Source organism: Flavobacterium sp. LB2P53, from assembly GCF_003970305.1.
Taxonomy (GTDB): domain Bacteria; phylum Bacteroidota; class Bacteroidia; order Flavobacteriales; family Flavobacteriaceae; genus Flavobacterium.
Window position 1 is genome coordinate 174768 of sequence record NZ_RYDG01000005.1, and the last position, 18950, is coordinate 193717.

The following is an 18950-nucleotide window of genomic DNA, read 5'->3' on the forward strand; positions in this document are numbered from 1 at the left end:
ATAAAACAATAACTTTTTATTATAGTGTTTTTCGTTAATCTTACACTAAATTTGTCATATAACGGAAATAAATATAAAACAACATTAAAATGAAAACAAATATTTTAGGTTTACCGGTAAAAGAGTCAGAATTAATAGCAACTGAACTAAATGTTTTGTTAGCTAATTTCCAAGTATATTATCAAAATTTAAGAGGAATTCATTGGAATATTAGAGGAAAGCGTTTTTTTGATTTGCATGTAAAATTTGAGCAATTATACACGGATTCTCAAATAAAAATTGATTTAATTGCTGAAAGAGTTCTCACTGTTGGTGGAACGCCGCTCCATACGTTTGAAGACTATATAAAAAACAATCAATTAGTAGTTGGTAAAAATATTTCAAATGATGAAAAAGCAGTACATTTAATTGTTACATCACTATCTCATTTATTAAAGATTGAAAGAGTAATTCTTGACAAATCGGCACAAATCAATGATGAAGGTACAAATGCGATGATGAGTGATTTCATTTCAGAACAAGAAAAGACAATCTGGATGATGCAGGCCTGGCTTGAAGAAAGTTTGTAACACTTAAAATTCAAAAAAAAACCAGATAAAAATGATGCATTTTTATCTGGTTTTTTTTTGAATTTTATTTTTTTTAAAATAAATAAAAACTGTTACTTTTATTATAAACTAAATTCTATTTTTGCGACAATGAAAATGATATCTAAAATATTTTTAATTCTATTTTTAGCTTTCCTTGTCACCCCAACTATTGTTGCGGTGATTGAGAAAAGTTCAGATATCTCTGTTTTCTATAGTTTTTCTGAAGAGGAACACGTTCACAAAGAAATTAAAGTATTATTTAGTTCTGAATCTTCTTTGGAAATAATTATTGCAACAAAATTATCTTCTAGTGCTATTCTTTCTGAAAATTTATCAAAGCATGATAATATTACCTCTTCTATATTTATACTACCACCCAACCAAGTTTAAGACAGTGTTGGTTTTAGTGTTTCTTAAATCAATTTTCACATACTTTCAACGTGAAAACAGCTCTTTGTATTCAATCTTTAGTTTGGTATTATGACAAGAAAAATTAATCTTTTTGCTACCCTTAAATCTGATTTTGCATCAGGATTAGTGGTTTTTTTAGTAGCTTTGCCCTTGTGTTTGGGTATTGCAATGGCTTCGGGTGCTCCATTATTTTCAGGAATTATTTCAGGAATTGTTGGAGGAATTGTCGTTGGGTATTTAAGTACATCACACATCAGTGTTTCAGGCCCTGCAGCAGGTCTTACCGCAATTGTTCTTACCGCAATAACGGATTTAGGTGCATTTGATGTTTTTTTGACGGCTGTTTTTATAGCAGGTCTAATACAATTAGTTCTAGGATTTCTTAAAGCAGGAAGTATATCTAATTATTTTCCAACAAATGTCATCGAAGGAATGCTGGCCGGTATTGGAATTATAATTATTTTAAAACAATTGCCTCATGCCTTTGGATACGATAGCGATTTTGAAGGCGATTTAGCTTTTATGCAAAAGGACGGAGGTAATACATTTTCAACCTTATTAAATATTTTTGATTATATTCAGGTTGGATCTATAATTATCACTTTAATCTCTGTAACGGTATTGATTTCCTGGAATAAAGTCCCTTTTTTGAAGGATTTAAAATTAGTTCCTGGTGCATTGGTTGCTGTAGTTTTAGGTGTTGTTTTGAATGAGATTTTCATCAGAACAGGAAGTCCGTGGGCTATTACTAACGAGCATTTAGTTTCTTTACCGGTTCCTACCAGTCTGGAGGAATTTAAGACGATTATAGTTACTCCCAATTTTTCTGGGATTTCGAATCCAAAAGTTTGGATAGTAGCCTTTACTATTGCAATAGTCGCTTCGATAGAAACGTTATTGAGTATTGAAGCAGCAGACCGAATGGATATTCAAAGACGTTATACGCACACTAATATGGAATTGAAAGCACAAGGTGTTGGAAATGTGATAAGCTCACTTCTAGGAGGTCTTCCCTTGACCTCGGTAATTGTGCGTACCTCAGCAAATTCTAATTCAGGTGCTAAATCAAAGATGTCTACTATAATTCATGGGGTACTATTATTAGTGAGTGTACTTGTAATTCCTGTTATCCTGAATAAAATTCCATTGGCTACATTAGCCGCAATTTTAATTTTGGTTGGTTACAAGTTAGCTAAACCAGCCACTTTCAAACATTTTTTGGAAAAAGGGAAATATCAATTTGTTCCTTTTATTGCGACTCTATTAGCAGTTGTTTTTACGGATTTATTAAAAGGGGTGGCATTAGGAATTGTCATCAGTGTTATTTTTGTTTTAAAAGGAAACCTGAAAAGAGCTTACAGTTTTAGAAAAGAAGAATATGAAGATGGTGATGTTATCCACATTGATTTGGCGCAAGAAGTTTCTTTTTTGAACAAAGCAGCCATCAAATATACTTTAAACGAGATTCCTGAAAATTCTAAAGTAATAATTGATGCCAAAGACACCGTGTATATAGCGCATGACATTTTAGATTTGATATATGAATTCAAAACAACAAGAGCTATAGATCATAATATAAAAGTCAAACTCAAAGGATTTAAAAAAGCCTATGATTTAGAAAATACTCAAGAAACCAAAAACCATGTAACTATTGAGCATTATTATGATGCAGCAAAAAGGGTAATGGTTAAACGAGAGGTGCCTGACGAAGAATTCACTAAAAATAAAAATTAATTTCGCACTAATAAATTTAAAAATGAGTCCTTTACAAAGCATTAATTTGTCACTAAGTAAGGATATAAACAAAATAAGTACACAACGATTATGAGTGATTTTTATAAAAAAATACTGGAAAATAATGAAAAATGGGTAGAAACATCTTTGGCTTCTGATCCTAATTATTTTGAAGACCTGGCCAAAGGGCAAACACCACCCTTATTATGGATAGGCTGTTCTGACAGCAGGGTTCCTGCAAATGAAATTATAGGAGCTAAACCAGGCGAAGTTTTTGTTCATAGAAATATTGCTAATATGGTGGTTCATTCAGATATGAATATGTTAAGTGTACTGGATTACGCAGTAAATGTATTGAAAGTAAAACATGTACTGGTATGCGGACATTATGGTTGCGGCGGTGTCAAAGCAGCTATGGGTAATGATTCTATTGGTATCATTGACAACTGGATTCGTCACATAAAAGATGTCTATCGTTTGCACAGTGCCTACTTAGATTCTATTTTAGATGAAACAGAGCGATTTAACACTTTTGTAGAATTGAATGTTAAAGAACAAGTTTTTGATTTGGCTAAAACTTCAATTGTTCAGGCAGCATGGCGAAATGGTCAGGACTTAACCTTACACGGATGGGCTTATGGTCTTAATTCCGGTTTTGTAACGGATTTAGAGGTGAATATCAGTTCCGAAAAAGATTTGGATGAAGTCTATCAGTTGAAATTTTAATCCCCAAAATTTGTAATAAATAAAAGCCGCTTTTAGCGGCTTTTATTATTCGTCATCAAGATTTTCGTTAAAAGCGGAGGGTAGTAGTTGAGGTATAAATTTAATTAAAATAGGCAGCAATAAGCTACCGCCAGGAAGAAGGAATATAGTCAACGACGGAATGGTTTTGCAAATTTCCAGTAATTGTTTCTTGACTTTTTTCTTCTCTTTCTCGTCTAAATCCCTGCGAGTAGAGTAGGCTAATAGTACCATTAACTCCTTACTTTGTGCGATTTCCTTAGACAATCTGTTCTTATTACGACTAATCAGTGTGACCACACTTTGAGTCGTTTGGGCATAAAAATGTTTTACTGGATTTGAATAATTAAAATAAGGAATTTCCTTTTTATGTTTCGTAATAAAGGCATTCGTATTGCGGATACTTTCATCCGAAAAACCATCCGGGATCGAAACCGTTTTAGCCAGTGAATGCAAAAAATAAGCTTCATTATCTTCAATTTCTCCATCACTCCATAAAGCCATTCCTGCAAGATCTATCAAATAGTATTTTTCTAAGTCATTTGAAAAATAATCTAGTTCAAGTGTCTCTAAGCTTTGTACTGATACCTTAGAGAATTTACTGTAGCGAATAGAAGCTTCAAAAAGTTTGATTAATAAATCATCGTATTGAGATTTTTTTGTTTTAATTTTTAAAGCAAGTGTGACCACATTTACAATAGTTTCCTCGATCTTTTTTAAATACTTTTCCGGAATTTCACCATGAATTAAGTATTGGCGAAAGGCCAAGACATCAATAAACAGTAAGGCATTAGTTACTAGGTGAGAAAAATTTTTACTGATGATGCTATCATTTGTTTGAACACGCTCATCAATTATTTTTTCTAAAGTTAAAGCAGGAGAATTCTTTGGCAGTATTTTTTTAAATAGGTTAAAGCCTTGAGGATTCATTTGATTGTAAAAAGTAACGGCTTGTTTAATGAAATTATCAGGGCTGATATTTTCATTTGTTAAACAAAAAACTGCATGCAAAGTATTTAAAAGTGCGACTTTTGAAATCTCTTCTTTGAACCAACCCTTAGTTTCAATAGGTGCTACAGTTTCAAATGCAATGATATGGCCATATATAAAACCTGTTTCTCTAACTTTTTGATAAAATATATCGGTAGTTTTTGAAACCGTTTCTTTTGAAAACTTTTGTTCAATAAAAAATTTATCTATCCAACCTGATGCTGAAGGGTTAATCATTGCTTTAATTTGAAGGTACAAAGCTATACTTTTTTTCGTAATTTTAACTTCTGTTTTTTAGTTTAACACAGATATTACTTTTAATTAGTATTGGTTTTTTTAATTTTGAACAGTACGGATTTCTAACGAATAATTATTAAAAAATGAAGTCTCAGAGGCCCCTTTTTTTTAAATAAAAAACCCGGAATCCTACTTTTTAATTCAGGGTTTTTATTGTTTTTTAAGAATTAAATAAGTTTTCGGCGGCATCCCAATCAACTACATTCCAAAAAGAGTTTATATAATCAGCTCTTCGGTTTTGATTTTTAAGATAATACGCATGTTCCCAGACATCTAAAGCTAAAACGGGTTTTCCTTTAAGTCCCTTCCCTCGTAATCGCATCAAAGGATTGTCTTGGTTTGCCGTAGAACCTATTACTAATTTTCCGTCTTGCACCACTAACCAGGCCCAACCGGAACCAAATCTTTTCATAGATGCATCACTAAATTGTTTCTTGAATTCATCAAAAGAACCAAAAGTTGTGGTTATGGCTGCTGCCAATTTGCCTTTTGGAATACCACCACCATTAGGTTTCATTAAACTCCAAAACAAGCTGTGATTGTAATGTCCGCCTCCGTTATTCCGAATGGCTTCTGGGAATTTAGACATTTTTTCAAAGATACTTTCTAAAGATTTTGAATAATCAATTAAGTTTTTATCCAAAGTATCAATGGCTTTATTCAAATTTGTCACATAAGCTTGATGGTGTTTGCTGTAGTGAATTTCCATTGTAGCTTTATCAATATGAGGCTCTAATTCATTATAGCTATAACCTAATTTAGGAAGACTGTAGGTTCCAGGAGTATCTGTGAAAGCTGCTTCATAGGGTTGATTGTCAATTTGCAGTACTGGCTGGGCAGCAAATGCAGCATTGAATAATCCAGAGCCAATAATTGTACCTGTAGACAATAGGGCCGTTTTTTTTAAAAAATTTCTTCGTGTATTATTATTTTCCATAATTTATTTGTTAGTCTTAAATAGGGATTAAATATTTGTATAAAAATAATCATTAATAGACCGACTTGGGTTAATAAAGACTTAAAATTTGATTTGTTTTACCTACAATGATATTTTGAATATCTATTTTTTTTACGGAAATTATATAAATTTCATTTTGAATTGGCATATCCTGAAATTAACAAGTATTTAAAAATGAAGTAATTAGTTGCTTTTTTAACAAGTTGAATTTAAACAAAAAAACCATTCGTTTTGCGAATGGTTTTTTTAGTTTAAAATTAATTCTTAGTTGTGGCTAAAGCCAGAACTACAACATTGTTGATGCATAAAGCTATTGGACTCCTCATGCCATGGGAAATTAGCATTGTATGCGTTGTTTTCCCAATAAAAATTTTCTCTTTTTTTAGGTTCGTTACCTATTTCATTCATTGTTTCGGATTCGTACATTCGGCCATTTGCGATGGTATACAATAACGTATTGGAGTTTTGGATATTTTCTAATGGGTTTTTATCCAAAACTAAAATGTCAGCCAATTTTCCGGTTTCTAATGAACCAATGTCTTTTCCGGCTCCGATATAATTGGCTGCATTAATGGTGGCTGTTTTCAAACTTTCTAAATTGCTCATTCCACCTTGATGAATACTCCATAATTCCCAGTGAGCTCCCATTCCTTGCAACTGTCCGTGTGCTCCCATATTGACTTTTACGCCATTGTCAGCAAGTGTTTTTACGGTTTTAGACGTAAGAATATGATCGTTTTCATACTCTTCATCAGGAGCCATCATGCGATATCTGGAGCGCGAATCAATTACGCTTCTCGGCATGAATTGAAGTAGTTTTTTGTTTTCCCAAACATTCGTTTTTTGATACCAATAATATTCGGCATTCAATCCGCCATAATTTACAATTAGGGTAGGAGTATATCCTACTTTACTTGTACCCCAAAGTTCGAGTACATCTTTATAAACGGGTGCCACCGGTATATTATGCTCCACTCCGGTATGACCGTCAATCACCATGGTCATGTTAGTAAAGAATGTCGAGCCGCCTTCTGGTACCACATTAATTTCTTCTTCTCTGGCCGCTTGCAATACCTGTTGACGTTGGTCACGTCTTGGTTGATTATAGCTTTTTACAGAAAGTGCTCCAAAAACTTTGGTCCGTTTTACTGCAAAACGAGCGTCATCAATAGTATTGACAATTGCTTTAAAGTCTCCTTCAGCACCGTACAAAATAAATCCGGTTGAATATATTCGGGGTCCTACAATGGCACCACTTTTTACCATTTCCGAAAGGGTAAAAATAGATTCCGTGTTAGAAGACGGATCATGCGATGTCGTTACTCCAAAGGCTAAATTTGCATAGAAAGGCCAATTTTGTTGGGTGGTTAATCCATAACGAAAAGCACCTACATGGGCATGAGCATCTACCATTCCGGGCATAATAGTTTTACCAGTCAGGTCATAAACCATAGCCGTTTCAGGAATACGAATGTCACTTGCATTACCAATGGCCTCAATCCGATTTTCATTGATTATTATACTACCGTTTTCAATCACTTTGTCGCCGTCCATAGTGATGATACGAGCATTCGTCAGGGCAATTCTGCCTTTTGGTTTATCAACTTTTGATTTTAAATCTATTTTAATACCTATATCAGATGGTTTTTCAACTTTTTCAGGTGAATCCGGTAAAAAAGTAAATCTGTTTTTTACGGCATTCGAAAAATAAGTATTGCCTAACATCCACATCACGTTTTTGCTATTGGGAGACCAATGTAAATTAATTCCAGCCTCTTTTGACAATTCTGACACAGGTACATTCGTAGTTTTTTCGTCCAAATCTACTTCTTGGCCGTTGATGTTTAATGGAGCCACATAAGCTTTGTGTAAATGGGTGAAAGCGATCCACTGATTGTCTGGACTTGGCACCAATCGGTTAGCATATTTGGATTTAATATGGGTGCGTTCTTCTTTTCCGTTAAGGTCAACACTTTTGAGTTCTTTGGTTAAATCCCCAAAAAAGACTCCCCCAGTTTGGAAGAAAATACGATTTCCTTCTTTAGTAAACACAGGATATTCTCCTTTTGAGGTAATAAATTTTGATTTGCCACCTGTAACATTCATGGTGTAAATCCCTGGTTTTTTTGAAAAAGCAAAACCTTGATCCATATTTCCGCCTTCCTTGACGTAGACAATTGTTTTTTGGTCAGGAGAGAGACTTGGTGTTCTGTAAATTCCTTTTTCAGAGGTTAATTTAACAGATTTTTTACTTTCTAAATTAATTTTTCTGATAGCGCCTAAATTTGTGTCGTTCCAACTAACATAAATTATCTCTTTACCATTAGCGGTAAAAGTAGGTTCTGCTTCAAAATCAGTATCTGTAGTCAATCGTTTTGGACTTCCATTGGGCAAGCTTTTAGTCCATAAATATCCTAAAGCTCTAAAGACTACTGTTTTTCCATCGGGAGCGGTTACAGCATCACGGATCATTTTTACTGTAAAGTCATTGTCAGTTATTGGAGTATCAGAATGTACCCGATCTGCAATGTCAATAGCGACATCGGCTGTGAAAGGAATCTGTGTTACCTGATTTGTTTTTGTATTTATTTTTTGAATTTTACCTCCGGTCCAAATTATAATGTCTTCATTGTTTGGCATCCAATTGAAATTAGGATACACACCAAACAAAGCCCAAGCGGCTTGTTGATCTTTGTTAAGTTTATCATAAACGGGACCTTCTTCACCTGTTTCTAAATTATGAACATACAAAACCGTTGCGGTACGCACTCGTTTTACATACGCTAACAGTTTACCATCTCTTGAAATTTGTGGTCGAGCGGCGCCTCCCGGACCACCCGTAATTTTTTCTGTTTCTCCCGTTTCAAAATCATAGCGATTGATAGCATAGATTTCACTGTTAGGATCTTTATTGTATTTGAAATAACCACCGGGAGAAACGTCTTCACTGTAATACATGTATTTGCCATCAGGAGAAATTACAGGTTCGTTAACATCTTGCTGGTCGTTTTTTCGTTTGGTCAATTGTACGCCACTACCACCGCTAATGTGGTATTGCCACATTTCACCAGCGCCAAGAGAACGGCTTGATGTAAAGTGTTTTCTTGCTACCAGATAATTGCCGTTGGGCATCCAAGTCGCATTGTTCAGTAGTTGAAAATTTTCCTTAGTGATTTGTTTCACTTCACTTCCATCGGCTTTCATGAACCAAATATTATCGCCACCACCAGCATCGCTAGTGAACGAAATGTGTTTTCCGTCAGGACTGAATCTGGGTTGTACTTCAAAAGGAATACCGGAACGAAGTATTTTTGCTGTTCCGCCTGTTATAGGCATTTGGTAAATATCTCCCAAGAGATCAAAAACGATAGTTTTCCCGTCTGGACTCACATCGAGGTTCATCCAAGTTCCTTCGGATGTGGTAAATTTATGGGCCTTGTAATTGAATTCTTTTCCAGGTTTTGCGACATCCCATTTCGGCTTTTCCTGTCCATAAATGGTGGAAATAAAAGAAAATGCGAGTAGAAATAAGCTTGTTTTTTTATTCATTAAAAAGAAATTAAATAGTGATAGAGGATAAATATAGGTAATAAAATGAAGTAGTTTGTATTTCTATTTATATCTTATTGCTATAAAAGCAAAAAACCACCCGCAGTTGCGAGTGGTTTTTGTATCAATTAAAGCAGTATTTTTTTTTGTAATTAAAAACAATATTCATTTTCAGCTACTAATTTAACCGTTATTGTTTCTCTTAATCCTACAACATTTGGCATATTTGTATATTTAGTAAAACGACGTAGTCCCATCAACATCATACGTTGTTCATCGCCTTCAGCAAAGGAAATAACACTTTCTTTTCCTTTTTGAGTAACAATATCTACGGCTTTATACAAGTATAATTTGGCCATTGCAATTTGCTCTTGTACTTTAGTTTCTCCTTCTTTTTTGGCTAACTTCTCCGTTCTAAGGATTGTGCTTTCAGCCATATAGATTTCGATTAAAATATCTGAAGCGGCCATCAATAACTGTTGGTGTGCATCTAAATCCGGACCGTATTTTTGAACAGCTCCACCGGCTACCATTAAGAATGCTTTTTTTAATTTGCCAATCATTTCTTTTTCTTCTGCAAACAATTCAGAATAATCAGGGGTTTCAAAAGAAGGAATTCCCATTAATTCTTCTTGTACTTTTGATGCAGGTCCAAGTAAATCAACGTGACCTTTCATCGCTTTTTTAATCAGCATCCCTACTGAAAGCATTCTGTTGATTTCGTTAGTTCCTTCGTAAATACGGGCAATTCTGGCATCTCTCCAAGCACTTTCCATCGGAGTGTCCTCAGAGAATCCCATTCCGCCAAAAATTTGAATTCCTTCATCAGCACAATTTTGTACATCTTCAGAAACGGCTACTTTAAGGATTGAACATTCAATAGCATATTCTTCAACGCCTTTCAATTCTGCTTCCTGATGTGAAACTCCTTCGGCTTCACGAGCTATAATTCTGTCTTCAATATCTTTTGCAGCGCGGTAGGAAGCGCTTTCTCCAGCGTAACAACTTGTAGCCATTTCTGCTAGTTTTGCACGGATAGCACCAAACTGAGAAATTGCAGTATTGAACTGGATTCTTTCATTAGCATATTTCACTGAACCTGAAATAACTCTGCGCTGTGCATCCAAACAAGCAGCTGCTAATTTGATGCGACCTACATTCAAAGCGTTCATGGCAATTTTGAAACCGTTTCCTCTTTCGGACAACATGTTTTCTACAGGAACTTTTGTTTCATTAAAGAAAACCTGACGCGTAGAGGAAGCACGTATTCCTAATTTATGCTCTTCTTCGCCCATTGATATTCCGTTATCAGCTGTGTTTTCTAGGATAAAACCAGTGATATTTTTATCATCACCAATACGGGCAAAAACGATAAACAATGAACAAAATCCAGCGTTTGAAATCCACATTTTTTGTCCTGTGATTTTGTAATGTGTACCATCTTCTGATAAAACAGCTTTTGTTTTTCCAGAATTAGCATCAGATCCTGCGCCTGGTTCTGTCAAACAATAGGCTCCAAACCATTCGCCAGAAGCTAATTTTGGAACGTATTTTTGTTTTTGTTCTTCTGTTCCGTACAAAGTTATTGGCATAGTCCCAATTCCGGTATGTGCTCCAAAAGCAGTTGAGAATGAACCTGTTGCTCCCGAAATATAATCACAAACCAACATTGTTGATACAAATCCCATTCCTAATCCACCATAAGCTTCAGGTACAGCAACTCCTAAAAGTCCTAAGTCCCCAGCTTTTTTCATGGTTTCTTGTGTATACGCATAATCCTTTTTCTCAAAACGATCTTTGTGTGCCCACAATTCTTTATCTACAAATTCTTTTACAGAGTCACGCATCATTAATTGCTCTTCTGAAAAATCTTCTGGTGTAAAGATATCTTCGCACTTTGTTTGTTTAACTAAAAACTGACCGCCACGGGTTACGTTTTTTTCAATTGTATCTGCCATTTCTTGTTATTTTAAATGATGAATTTTATTTATAAATTGAATTGTCAATATTGTCATTCCAAACAAGGAGGAATCTCAGTAGCTAATTCTGCATTAATAGTAAAGATTCCTTCTTTGTCGGAATGACAAACGGATGGAAATCTTTGACTACAAAAGTTCGTAAACCCCAGCAGTTCCTTGTCCAGTTCCCACACACATACTCACAATTCCGTATTTGTTGCCTCTTTTTTTCATTTCGTCGAAGAGTTGAACAGACAGTTTTGCTCCGGTACAGCCCAGTGGATGTCCCATTGCAATTGCTCCACCGTTGACGTTTACGATATCAGGATTCAATCCTAATTCACGAATTACGGCTAACGATTGTGATGCAAAAGCTTCGTTTAATTCAATTAAATCAACATCATTTAATGTTAATCCTGCTTGTTTCAATGCTTTTGGAATCGCTTTTACCGGGCCAATTCCCATTAATCTTGGTTCTACTCCTGCCGAAGCGAAGTTCACCAAACGAGCAATAGGAGTAAGGTTCAATTCCTTAACCATTTCTTCGCTCATGATTAGAACAAAAGCGGCTCCGTCACTCATTTGAGAAGAATTCCCGGCAGTTACACTTCCGCCTTCTTCAAAAACAGGACGTAAACCAGCCAAAGCTTCTACTGAAGTTCCAGCTCTCGGGCCTTCATCTTTATTTACGATATAGGATTTGGTTTCTTTTTTACCATTTTCATTGATAAATGTTTGTTCTACCGTAATAGGAACAATTTGTTTGTCAAATTTGCCTTCGGCTTGTGCTTTAAGAGCTTTCAGGTGTGAGTTGTAAGCAAACTCATCTTGGTCTGCACGAGACACATTGAATTGTTTGGCAACAGCTTCTGCAGTTAGCCCCATTCCCCAATAGTAATCTTCGTTCCCCGCTTTTGCAACAGCATAATCCGGAGTTGGTTTGTACCCTCCCATTGGAATAAAACTCATGCTCTCGGCACCACCGGCAATAATACAATCTGCCATTCCCGATTGAATTTTGGCTGTAGCCATACCAATTGTTTCTAATCCTGACGCGCAATAACGGTTTACGGTTACACCTGGTACATCTTCAATTTTCAATCCCATTAAGGAAATTAATCGTCCCACGTTTAGTCCTTGTTCTGCTTCTGGCATGGCATTTCCTACCATCACGTCATCGATACGTTTTTTGTCAAAATCAGGCAACTCATTCATCATAAACTGAATGGTTTCTGCTGCCAATTCATCAGGACGTTTAAATCTAAACACGCCTTTTGGGGCTTTCCCCACGGCTGTTCTGTATGCTTTTACTATATAGGCTGTTTTCATTTTTTTTTTTTAAGAGTTGAGAATATAGAGAATAAATAATAGACTTTAAATTTTGTTTTTAATCTATATTCTATTCTCCTTGTTCTATTTTCTAATTGCGTAACGGTTTTCCTTTGGTTAACATAAACTGGATTCTTTCTAATGTTTTTCTTTCTGTACAAAGAGATAAGAATGCTTCACGTTCCAGATCCAATAAATATTGTTCGGTTACTAAAGTTGGTTCTGATAAATCTCCACCAGCCATAACATAAGCTAGTTTGTTAGCGATTTTCTTGTCGTGTTCCGAGATGTATTTTCCGGCTTCCATTTGGTCTGTTCCTACTAAGAACATTCCCAAAGCTTGTTTTCCAAGAACTTTTACGTCGCTTCTGCGAATTGGTTGTGTGTAACCTGCTTCTGCCATTAATAAAGCGTGTTTCTTTGCTTCAGCAATCTGACGGTCTTTATTCACAACGATGATATCTTTTCCGTGTTGTAAAAGTCCGGTATCAAAAGCTTCGTAACCTGAAGTAGATACTTTTGCCATAGCGATCGTCAAGAAATATTCTTGCAATACGTTCAACTCCACATCATTTTTATGGAATAAATCTGCAGCACGCAATGCCATCTCTTTAGATCCGCCACCGCCAGGAATAACTCCAACGCCAAATTCAACTAATCCCATATACGTTTCGGCTGCAGCAACAACTTTATCAGCGTGTAAGCTCATTTCACAACCACCGCCAAAAGTCATTCCGTGTGGCGCAACCACAACTGGAATTCCGGAGTAGCGCACGCGCATCATTGTGTCTTGGAACATTTTGATGGCCATATTCAGCTCGTCGTATTCTTGCTCGACGGCCATCATGAAAATCATTCCTATGTTAGCACCCACAGAGAAATTCGCTGCCTGATTTCCAATAACCAATCCTTGATATTCTTTTTCAGATAAGTCAATCGCTTTGTTGATCGCCTGTAAAACATCGCCACCAATCGTATTCATTTTAGACTGGAATTCTAAGTTCAAAATTCCATCTCCTAAATCTTGAATAATGGCGCCGCTATTGCTCCACACTTTTTTGCTTTCGCGTATGTTGTTCAGGATAATAAAGGCATCCTGACCAGGAACCTTAGTTGCAGATTTTGTTGGAATATCATAAAAATAAGTAGCACCTTCTTTTATGGAATAGAAACTTTTAGTTCCATTAGCAAGCATATCAGTTACCCAAGCAGCTGGTTCAAGGCCTTCCGCTTTCATCATTTCGATTCCTTTGGCAACACCAATGGCGTCCCAAATTTCGAAAGGACCATTTTCCCATCCAAAACCGGCTTTCATGGCATCGTCAATCTTGAATAATTCATCTGAAATTTCAGGAATTCTGTTGGAAACGTAAGCAAACATTCCCGCAAAACTTTTACGGTAAAATTCGCCTGCTTTATCTTTTCCTTTTACCAAAACTTTAAAACGGTCAATAGGTTTATCAATCGTTTTTGTCAGTTCTAAAGTGGCGAAAGACGCTCTTTTAGCCGGACGATATTCTAAAGTATCTAAATCCAATGATAAAATATCCTTGTCTACTTTTTTATAAAAACCTTGACCAGTTTTGCTTCCCAACCATTTGTTCTCCATCATTTTGTTGACAAAATCCGGCAGTTTAAACAAATCGTGTTGCTCGTCATTCGGACAATTTTCGTAGATTCCGTTGGCAACGTGCACCAAAGTATCCAATCCAACTACGTCAACAGTTCTGAAAGTAGCTGACTTTGGTCTTCCAATAACTGGACCGGTCAATTTATCCACTTCTTCAATCGTCAATCCCATTTCTTTAACTAAATGAAACAAACTTTGAATCCCATAAATCCCGATTCGGTTTCCAATAAACGCTGGAGTATCTTTGGCCACGACCGAAGTTTTACCCAAGAATTTGGATCCATAATCCGTAAGAAAATCCAAAACTTCCGATGCTATGTGCGGGCCAGGAATGATTTCGAATAATTTCAAATAACGCGCAGGGTTAAAAAAGTGTGTCCCGCAGAAATGCTTTTGGAAATCGTCGCTTCGTCCTTCACTCATAAAGTGAATTGGAATTCCAGATGTGTTTGAAGTTACTAGAGTTCCCGGTTTTCTGAATTTTTCAATTTGTTCAAAAACCATTTTCTTGATGTCTAACCGTTCTACAACAACTTCAATAATCCAATCCACAGTAGCGATTTTCGCCATGTCATCTGTGGTATTTCCAGTAGTAATTCTGCTGGCAAATTTTGGATTGTAAATAGGAGAGGGTTTCGATTTCAGGGAATTGGCCAAATGCTCATTTACCAATCGGTTTCTAACGATTTTGCTTTCTAAAGTCAGTCCTTTTTTAGCTTCCGCTTCGGTAAGTTCTCTTGGAACAATATCTAATAACAGAACTTCAACTCCAATGTTAGCAAAATGACAAGCAATTCCTGAACCCATAATTCCGGATCCAATCACTGCAACTTTTTTAATTGTGCGTTTCATATAAATAATATTTGATTTTCATTAGAAAATGACAGCGCTATTTTTATTGAAGGATTTCAATTTTGGCGGTGTCATTCGCTGTTTTTTCAGTTTGTTCCGCCAGTTCGCTGGCGCTCGTGTGCGTAAATATATTTTTCTCTTGAATTAATTCATTGATGGCTTCTGCAACTTCAATAAAGTGCTGCAGTTTCTCTTCCGAAATAGTTTGTTTCACCGTTTCATTGAATTTCAACACCGTATTTTTTGACAATTCTCTTTTTTCTTTACCAAAATCCGTGAGGTAAATCAATACTCCACGGCCATCCACTGGATTTTTCTTGCGAATAATCAAGCCTTTTTCCTCCATAGATTTAAGGGTTCTGGTTAAGCTGGTAGCTTCCATTCCCATTTTTGGTCCTAATGAGGTCGATGGCGTCCCACCTTCCTTATCAATACTCAATAAAGCGAACCCAGTAGCCATGCTCGCATCGTATTTCGAAGCTTCTTCATTATACATTCTGGCCACTGCTTGCCAGGTGGCACGTAAAATATAATCTATCGTTTTATCTTTCATAAGTAACTATATCGTTTTCAAATATAATAAAAAATACTATGCACGCATAATATATTAAAACATTTTTTTGTTAAAAAGCATTAAATATAAAAAATCTCCACTGAAATAGAGGAGATTATACTCTTTTTTTAAGAGTAATTAATTTTTTGGTCGTATCCCTGCGTAAAAACTCCGGGTCGGGCTGTACGTTGTATCCACGCTAAAAAGCGTGGGATGCCACTTCCATCCCTTACGCAAATCCTGCTGAGGAGAATGATTGGGGATTTTAATTTAATTGTTGGGATTATGGATTTACGTAATAAGTAGTTTACTATCGTTAAATTTGATTTTTGAGTTTATTGTTCTCGACTAAAAACCAAAAAACCACGAAAATCAATTCGTGGTTTTTTATAGTATCTTTTATTTAACCCTTCTTAAACTCCCCTTTATCCACATCTTTCAAGAACTTAATCACACCCGGAAAATAGGTTTTTGGGTCATCGTATTGTGAAAGGTGACTTCCGTTAGGACAAAACAAGAAACGTCCGTTTTGGACTTCGTTAGCAATCCATTTCATGTGTTCGGGATCCATAGTATCGTATTTAGAACCAATACTCAAGGTTGGAACAGTAAGGGTTTTTAGTCTGGCTTTGACATCCCAATTTTTAAGGGAGGCATTTCCAGTGATGCCAAATTCACTGTGGCCTTGCATAAAAACATATACATTAGGATTAATGTGCTTGAAACATCTGTTGATGGATTCTGGCCATTTTTCGAGTGGCATTCTCAAAATATGTTCCGTGTAGTAATGTTTGAACAGTAATTCGCTGTATTTTGGATTATCAAAATCATTGTTTTTTTCGATATCCTGTAATTGCTTTAGGATTTTAGAATCCATTTGCGGTGCCAGAACGTCTTTTGCGTAAGCGTTATATTCCTGAGCACTCGCCATCATATTTGAGATAATTAATCCTTTCAGGTTTTTTTGGTATTTCAAAGCGTATTCCATTGCTAGGATTCCGCCCCAAGATTGTCCCATCAGGTAAAAATTAGAACTGTCCAAGCCTAATGCGATGCGCACTTGCTCGACTTCCTCCACAAAACGTTCATTGGTCCACAAACTGTTGTCGTTGGGTTGGTCGCTGTAATACGAGCCTAACTGATCGTAATAAATGTATTCAATGCTTTCGTTGGGAAAATAACCGTCAAAGGCCTCGTATAATTCATGGGTCAAACCTGGACCGCCGTGTAGCAACAACACCTTTATTTTAGGATTATTGCCCACTCGTTTGGTCCAGACTTTAAACGTGCCTTTTGGCGTATGAATCGGAATCATTTTGATGCCGCCTGTGAGTTGGTCGTCCCGTTTGGAGAAATCTAAATAATTTGCTTTTATGGAATCTTCCTTTGGTTTTTCCTGACAATTAGAAAAAAAGAACACACTGACAACGGAGTAAATCAAGACTTTTAGTTTCATAACGGCTAGTTGTAGATTTTATGGAATAAATCAATGTATTTTTCCATTACTATTTTTCGTTTTAGTTTCAGGGTTGGCGTAAGCTGTCCACCTTCCACAGACCATAAATCCGGCGTTAGCTCAAAACGTTTTATCTTCTCCCAATTTCCAAATTTTTCGTTCAGATTGTCAATTTCCAATTGGATTCTTTCGATTACTTTTTCGTTGGCAATTATTTCTTCATTGCTTTTTCCTATGTTGATTCCGTGGATAACGGCCCATTCTTTGATGAAATCAAAACTCGGCTGAATAAAGGCAGCCGGCATTTTTTGACCGTCACCAATAACCATAATTTGTTCAATGAAACGCGATTGTTTCATCGTATTTTCGATTAATTGTGGGGCAATATATTTACCACCTGAGGTTTTGAACATTTCTTTCTTACGATCCGTGATTTTTAAGAATCCGTCTTCGTCAAAAATTCCAATATCACCAGTGTGAAAATAGCCGTCAGTTATTACTTCATAGGTCAATTTCTCATCTTTGTAATAGCCCATCATTACGTTTGGTCCTTTACAAAGGATTTCGCCGTCTTCAGCAATTAACACTTCCACATTATCAATTACTTTACCCACCGTTCCCACTCTGAAACCACCATTTCTAATATCATTTACAGAGATTACCGGAGAGGTCTCGGTCAATCCGTAGCCTTCCATAACTGGGATTTCGGCAGCGGCAAAAATGCGGGCTAGTCTTGGTTGCAAAGCAGCGCTTCCGGAAACCATTAAATCGAGGTTTCCACCCAAACCTTCCTTCCATTTACTAAAAATCAGTTTGCGGGCAATTTTGAGTTGTAATTCATACCAAAAACCATTTTTGCCATACGGCTCATAGATTAAACCTAAGTCAATCGCCCAAAAAAATAGTTTCTTTTTGACACCGGTTAACTCCGTTCCTTTAGCGTATATTTTATCGTATACTTTCTCTAAAAGTCTCGGAACGGCAGTAATTACTGTTGGTCTTACTTCTTTTAGATTGTCACTAATTTTATCAATTGATTCGCCAAAATATACTGAAACTCCGTAATATTGGTATAAATACAAAATCATTCTTTCAAAAATATGGCAAATAGGAAGGAAGCTTAAAGCACGGCTTTTTCCGGCTTCAAACGGAATTCTCGAAGCACTGTCTAAAACATTCGATACAATGTTTTTATGCGAAAGCATGACTCCTTTTGGTCTTCCCGTTGTTCCGGAAGTATAGATTATTGTGGCTAAATCTTCAGTTTTTACGTTATTTTTGCGTTGTTCCACTTCGTTTTGGTTTCCGTTGTCTACGCCAAGAATCAGTAATTCATTCCAGTTGGTGCAACCTTCTATTTCGTTGAAGGAATATACTTCTTTGAGTGTAGGAACTTTATGTTTGATGAGGTTTACTTTTCGAAGCACTTCGGCATCCGATACGAAACAGTACATAGAACCGGAATGGTTCAGAATATATTCGTAATCTTCTTCTGAAATGGTAGGATAAATGGGAACGGTTTGTGCGCCGGTTTGCAACACACCAATATCCATAATATTCCATTCGGTTCTGTTATTAGAAGAGATGATAGCAATTTTATCGTCTTTTTGAACACCCATTCGGAGTAGTGCTCTCGAAACGGCATTGGCTTTAGCGATATATTCCTGTGTAGATGTTTTGATCCAAACTCCATTTTGCTTTGTTGTTAAAGCATCCGGAATGGAATTGTATTTTTCTTGCTGATAATAAGGGAAATCAAAAAGGCGGGTGATATTTGTCATTATAGAAAATATTGGATTTGATTGCAAATTAAAAAAAAAATAAGGATAAATTTTAAAAATTAGAAATTATATCGCAAAATTATGAAAGGATTGTTACTATTTAACGAAATCGTTTTCA

13 protein-coding genes are annotated in these 18950 nt (G+C 36.0%); 4 read left to right on the plus strand and 9 right to left on the minus strand.

Going from position 1 to position 18950, the window contains the following annotated elements; all coding sequences use genetic code 11:
• Window positions 1-89: 89 nt before the first annotated feature.
• The 4 genes from EKL95_RS08355 to can all read left to right on the plus strand — a co-directional run bounded on the left by EKL95_RS08355 (window position 90) and on the right by can (window position 3461).
• Window positions 90-569, plus strand: coding sequence for a Dps family protein (locus tag EKL95_RS08355; RefSeq protein ID WP_126460653.1), 480 nt, complete (start codon window positions 90-92; stop codon window positions 567-569).
• 135 nt (window positions 570-704) lie between these two features.
• Window positions 705-980 (plus strand): hypothetical protein, encoded by a 276-nt coding sequence (locus EKL95_RS08360; protein WP_231507420.1) that lies wholly within the window; start codon window positions 705-707, stop codon window positions 978-980.
• 90 nt (window positions 981-1070) lie between these two features.
• The gene (locus tag EKL95_RS08365; protein WP_126563949.1) at window positions 1071-2735 is read left to right on the plus strand and encodes a SulP family inorganic anion transporter; all 1665 of its coding nucleotides are present in this window, start codon (window positions 1071-1073) and stop codon (window positions 2733-2735) included.
• A gap of 90 nt (window positions 2736-2825) precedes the next feature.
• Window positions 2826-3461 carry a carbonate dehydratase gene (can, locus tag EKL95_RS08370; protein WP_126460659.1) on the plus strand — a complete coding sequence of 212 codons (636 nt, stop codon included), beginning with the start codon at window positions 2826-2828 and terminating at the stop codon, window positions 3459-3461.
• Between the two features lie 45 nt (window positions 3462-3506).
• On the opposite strand, the gene EKL95_RS08375 is transcribed toward can, so the two are convergent.
• The 9 genes from EKL95_RS08375 to EKL95_RS08415 form a co-directional block, all read right to left on the minus strand.
• A complete protein-coding gene (locus EKL95_RS08375) occupies window positions 3507-4706 on the minus strand; it encodes an LETM1-related biofilm-associated protein (protein WP_126460662.1) in 1200 nt (399 codons plus the stop codon).
• A 220-nt stretch (window positions 4707-4926) separates the two neighbouring features.
• A complete protein-coding gene (locus EKL95_RS08380) occupies window positions 4927-5586 on the minus strand; it encodes a superoxide dismutase (protein WP_231507424.1) in 660 nt (219 codons plus the stop codon).
• Window positions 5587-5988: 402 nt separating this feature from the next.
• A complete protein-coding gene (locus EKL95_RS08385) occupies window positions 5989-9273 on the minus strand; it encodes an amidohydrolase family protein (protein ID WP_126563950.1) in 3285 nt (1094 codons plus the stop codon).
• A 152-nt stretch (window positions 9274-9425) separates the two neighbouring features.
• Window positions 9426-11231 (minus strand): acyl-CoA dehydrogenase family protein, encoded by a 1806-nt coding sequence (locus EKL95_RS08390; RefSeq protein ID WP_126556028.1) that lies wholly within the window; start codon window positions 11229-11231, stop codon window positions 9426-9428.
• A gap of 147 nt (window positions 11232-11378) precedes the next feature.
• Window positions 11379-12560 carry a thiolase family protein gene (locus EKL95_RS08395; protein WP_126460675.1) on the minus strand — a complete coding sequence of 394 codons (1182 nt, stop codon included), beginning with the start codon at window positions 12558-12560 and terminating at the stop codon, window positions 11379-11381.
• Between the two features lie 91 nt (window positions 12561-12651).
• Window positions 12652-15042, minus strand: a complete 2391-nt coding sequence (locus tag EKL95_RS08400; RefSeq protein ID WP_126563951.1) for a 3-hydroxyacyl-CoA dehydrogenase/enoyl-CoA hydratase family protein — start codon at window positions 15040-15042, stop codon at window positions 12652-12654.
• Between the two features lie 43 nt (window positions 15043-15085).
• Window positions 15086-15595 carry a MarR family winged helix-turn-helix transcriptional regulator gene (locus tag EKL95_RS08405; protein ID WP_231507419.1) on the minus strand — a complete coding sequence of 170 codons (510 nt, stop codon included), beginning with the start codon at window positions 15593-15595 and terminating at the stop codon, window positions 15086-15088.
• Window positions 15596-15998: 403 nt separating this feature from the next.
• Entirely contained in the window at window positions 15999-17051 is a 1053-nt protein-coding gene (locus EKL95_RS08410) for a proline iminopeptidase-family hydrolase (protein WP_126515481.1), read from the minus strand.
• 5 nt (window positions 17052-17056) lie between these two features.
• Window positions 17057-18832, minus strand: coding sequence for an AMP-dependent synthetase/ligase (locus EKL95_RS08415; protein ID WP_126563952.1), 1776 nt, complete (start codon window positions 18830-18832; stop codon window positions 17057-17059).
• Window positions 18833-18950 lie beyond the last annotated feature (118 nt).

What these genes read in the sequence shown, in the direction of transcription:
- EKL95_RS08355 (WP_126460653.1), top strand. Translation starts at nt 90, where the DNA reads ATGAAAACAAATATTTTAGGTTTACCGGTAAAAGAGTCAGAATTAATA.
- EKL95_RS08360 (WP_231507420.1), top strand. Translation starts at nt 705, where the DNA reads ATGATATCTAAAATATTTTTAATTCTATTTTTAGCTTTCCTTGTCACC.
- EKL95_RS08365 (WP_126563949.1), top strand. Translation starts at nt 1,071, where the DNA reads ATGACAAGAAAAATTAATCTTTTTGCTACCCTTAAATCTGATTTTGCA.
- can (WP_126460659.1), top strand. Translation starts at nt 2,826, where the DNA reads ATGAGTGATTTTTATAAAAAAATACTGGAAAATAATGAAAAATGGGTA.
- EKL95_RS08375 (WP_126460662.1), bottom strand. Translation starts at nt 4,706, where the DNA reads ATGATTAACCCTTCAGCATCAGGTTGGATAGATAAATTTTTTATTGAA.
- EKL95_RS08385 (WP_126563950.1), bottom strand. Translation starts at nt 9,273, where the DNA reads ATGAATAAAAAAACAAGCTTATTTCTACTCGCATTTTCTTTTATTTCC.
- EKL95_RS08390 (WP_126556028.1), bottom strand. Translation starts at nt 11,231, where the DNA reads ATGGCAGATACAATTGAAAAAAACGTAACCCGTGGCGGTCAGTTTTTA.
- EKL95_RS08395 (WP_126460675.1), bottom strand. Translation starts at nt 12,560, where the DNA reads ATGAAAACAGCCTATATAGTAAAAGCATACAGAACAGCCGTGGGGAAA.
- EKL95_RS08400 (WP_126563951.1), bottom strand. Translation starts at nt 15,042, where the DNA reads ATGAAACGCACAATTAAAAAAGTTGCAGTGATTGGATCCGGAATTATG.
- EKL95_RS08405 (WP_231507419.1), bottom strand. Translation starts at nt 15,595, where the DNA reads ATGAAAGATAAAACGATAGATTATATTTTACGTGCCACCTGGCAAGCA.
- EKL95_RS08410 (WP_126515481.1), bottom strand. Translation starts at nt 17,051, where the DNA reads ATGAAACTAAAAGTCTTGATTTACTCCGTTGTCAGTGTGTTCTTTTTT.
- EKL95_RS08415 (WP_126563952.1), bottom strand. Translation starts at nt 18,832, where the DNA reads ATGACAAATATCACCCGCCTTTTTGATTTCCCTTATTATCAGCAAGAA.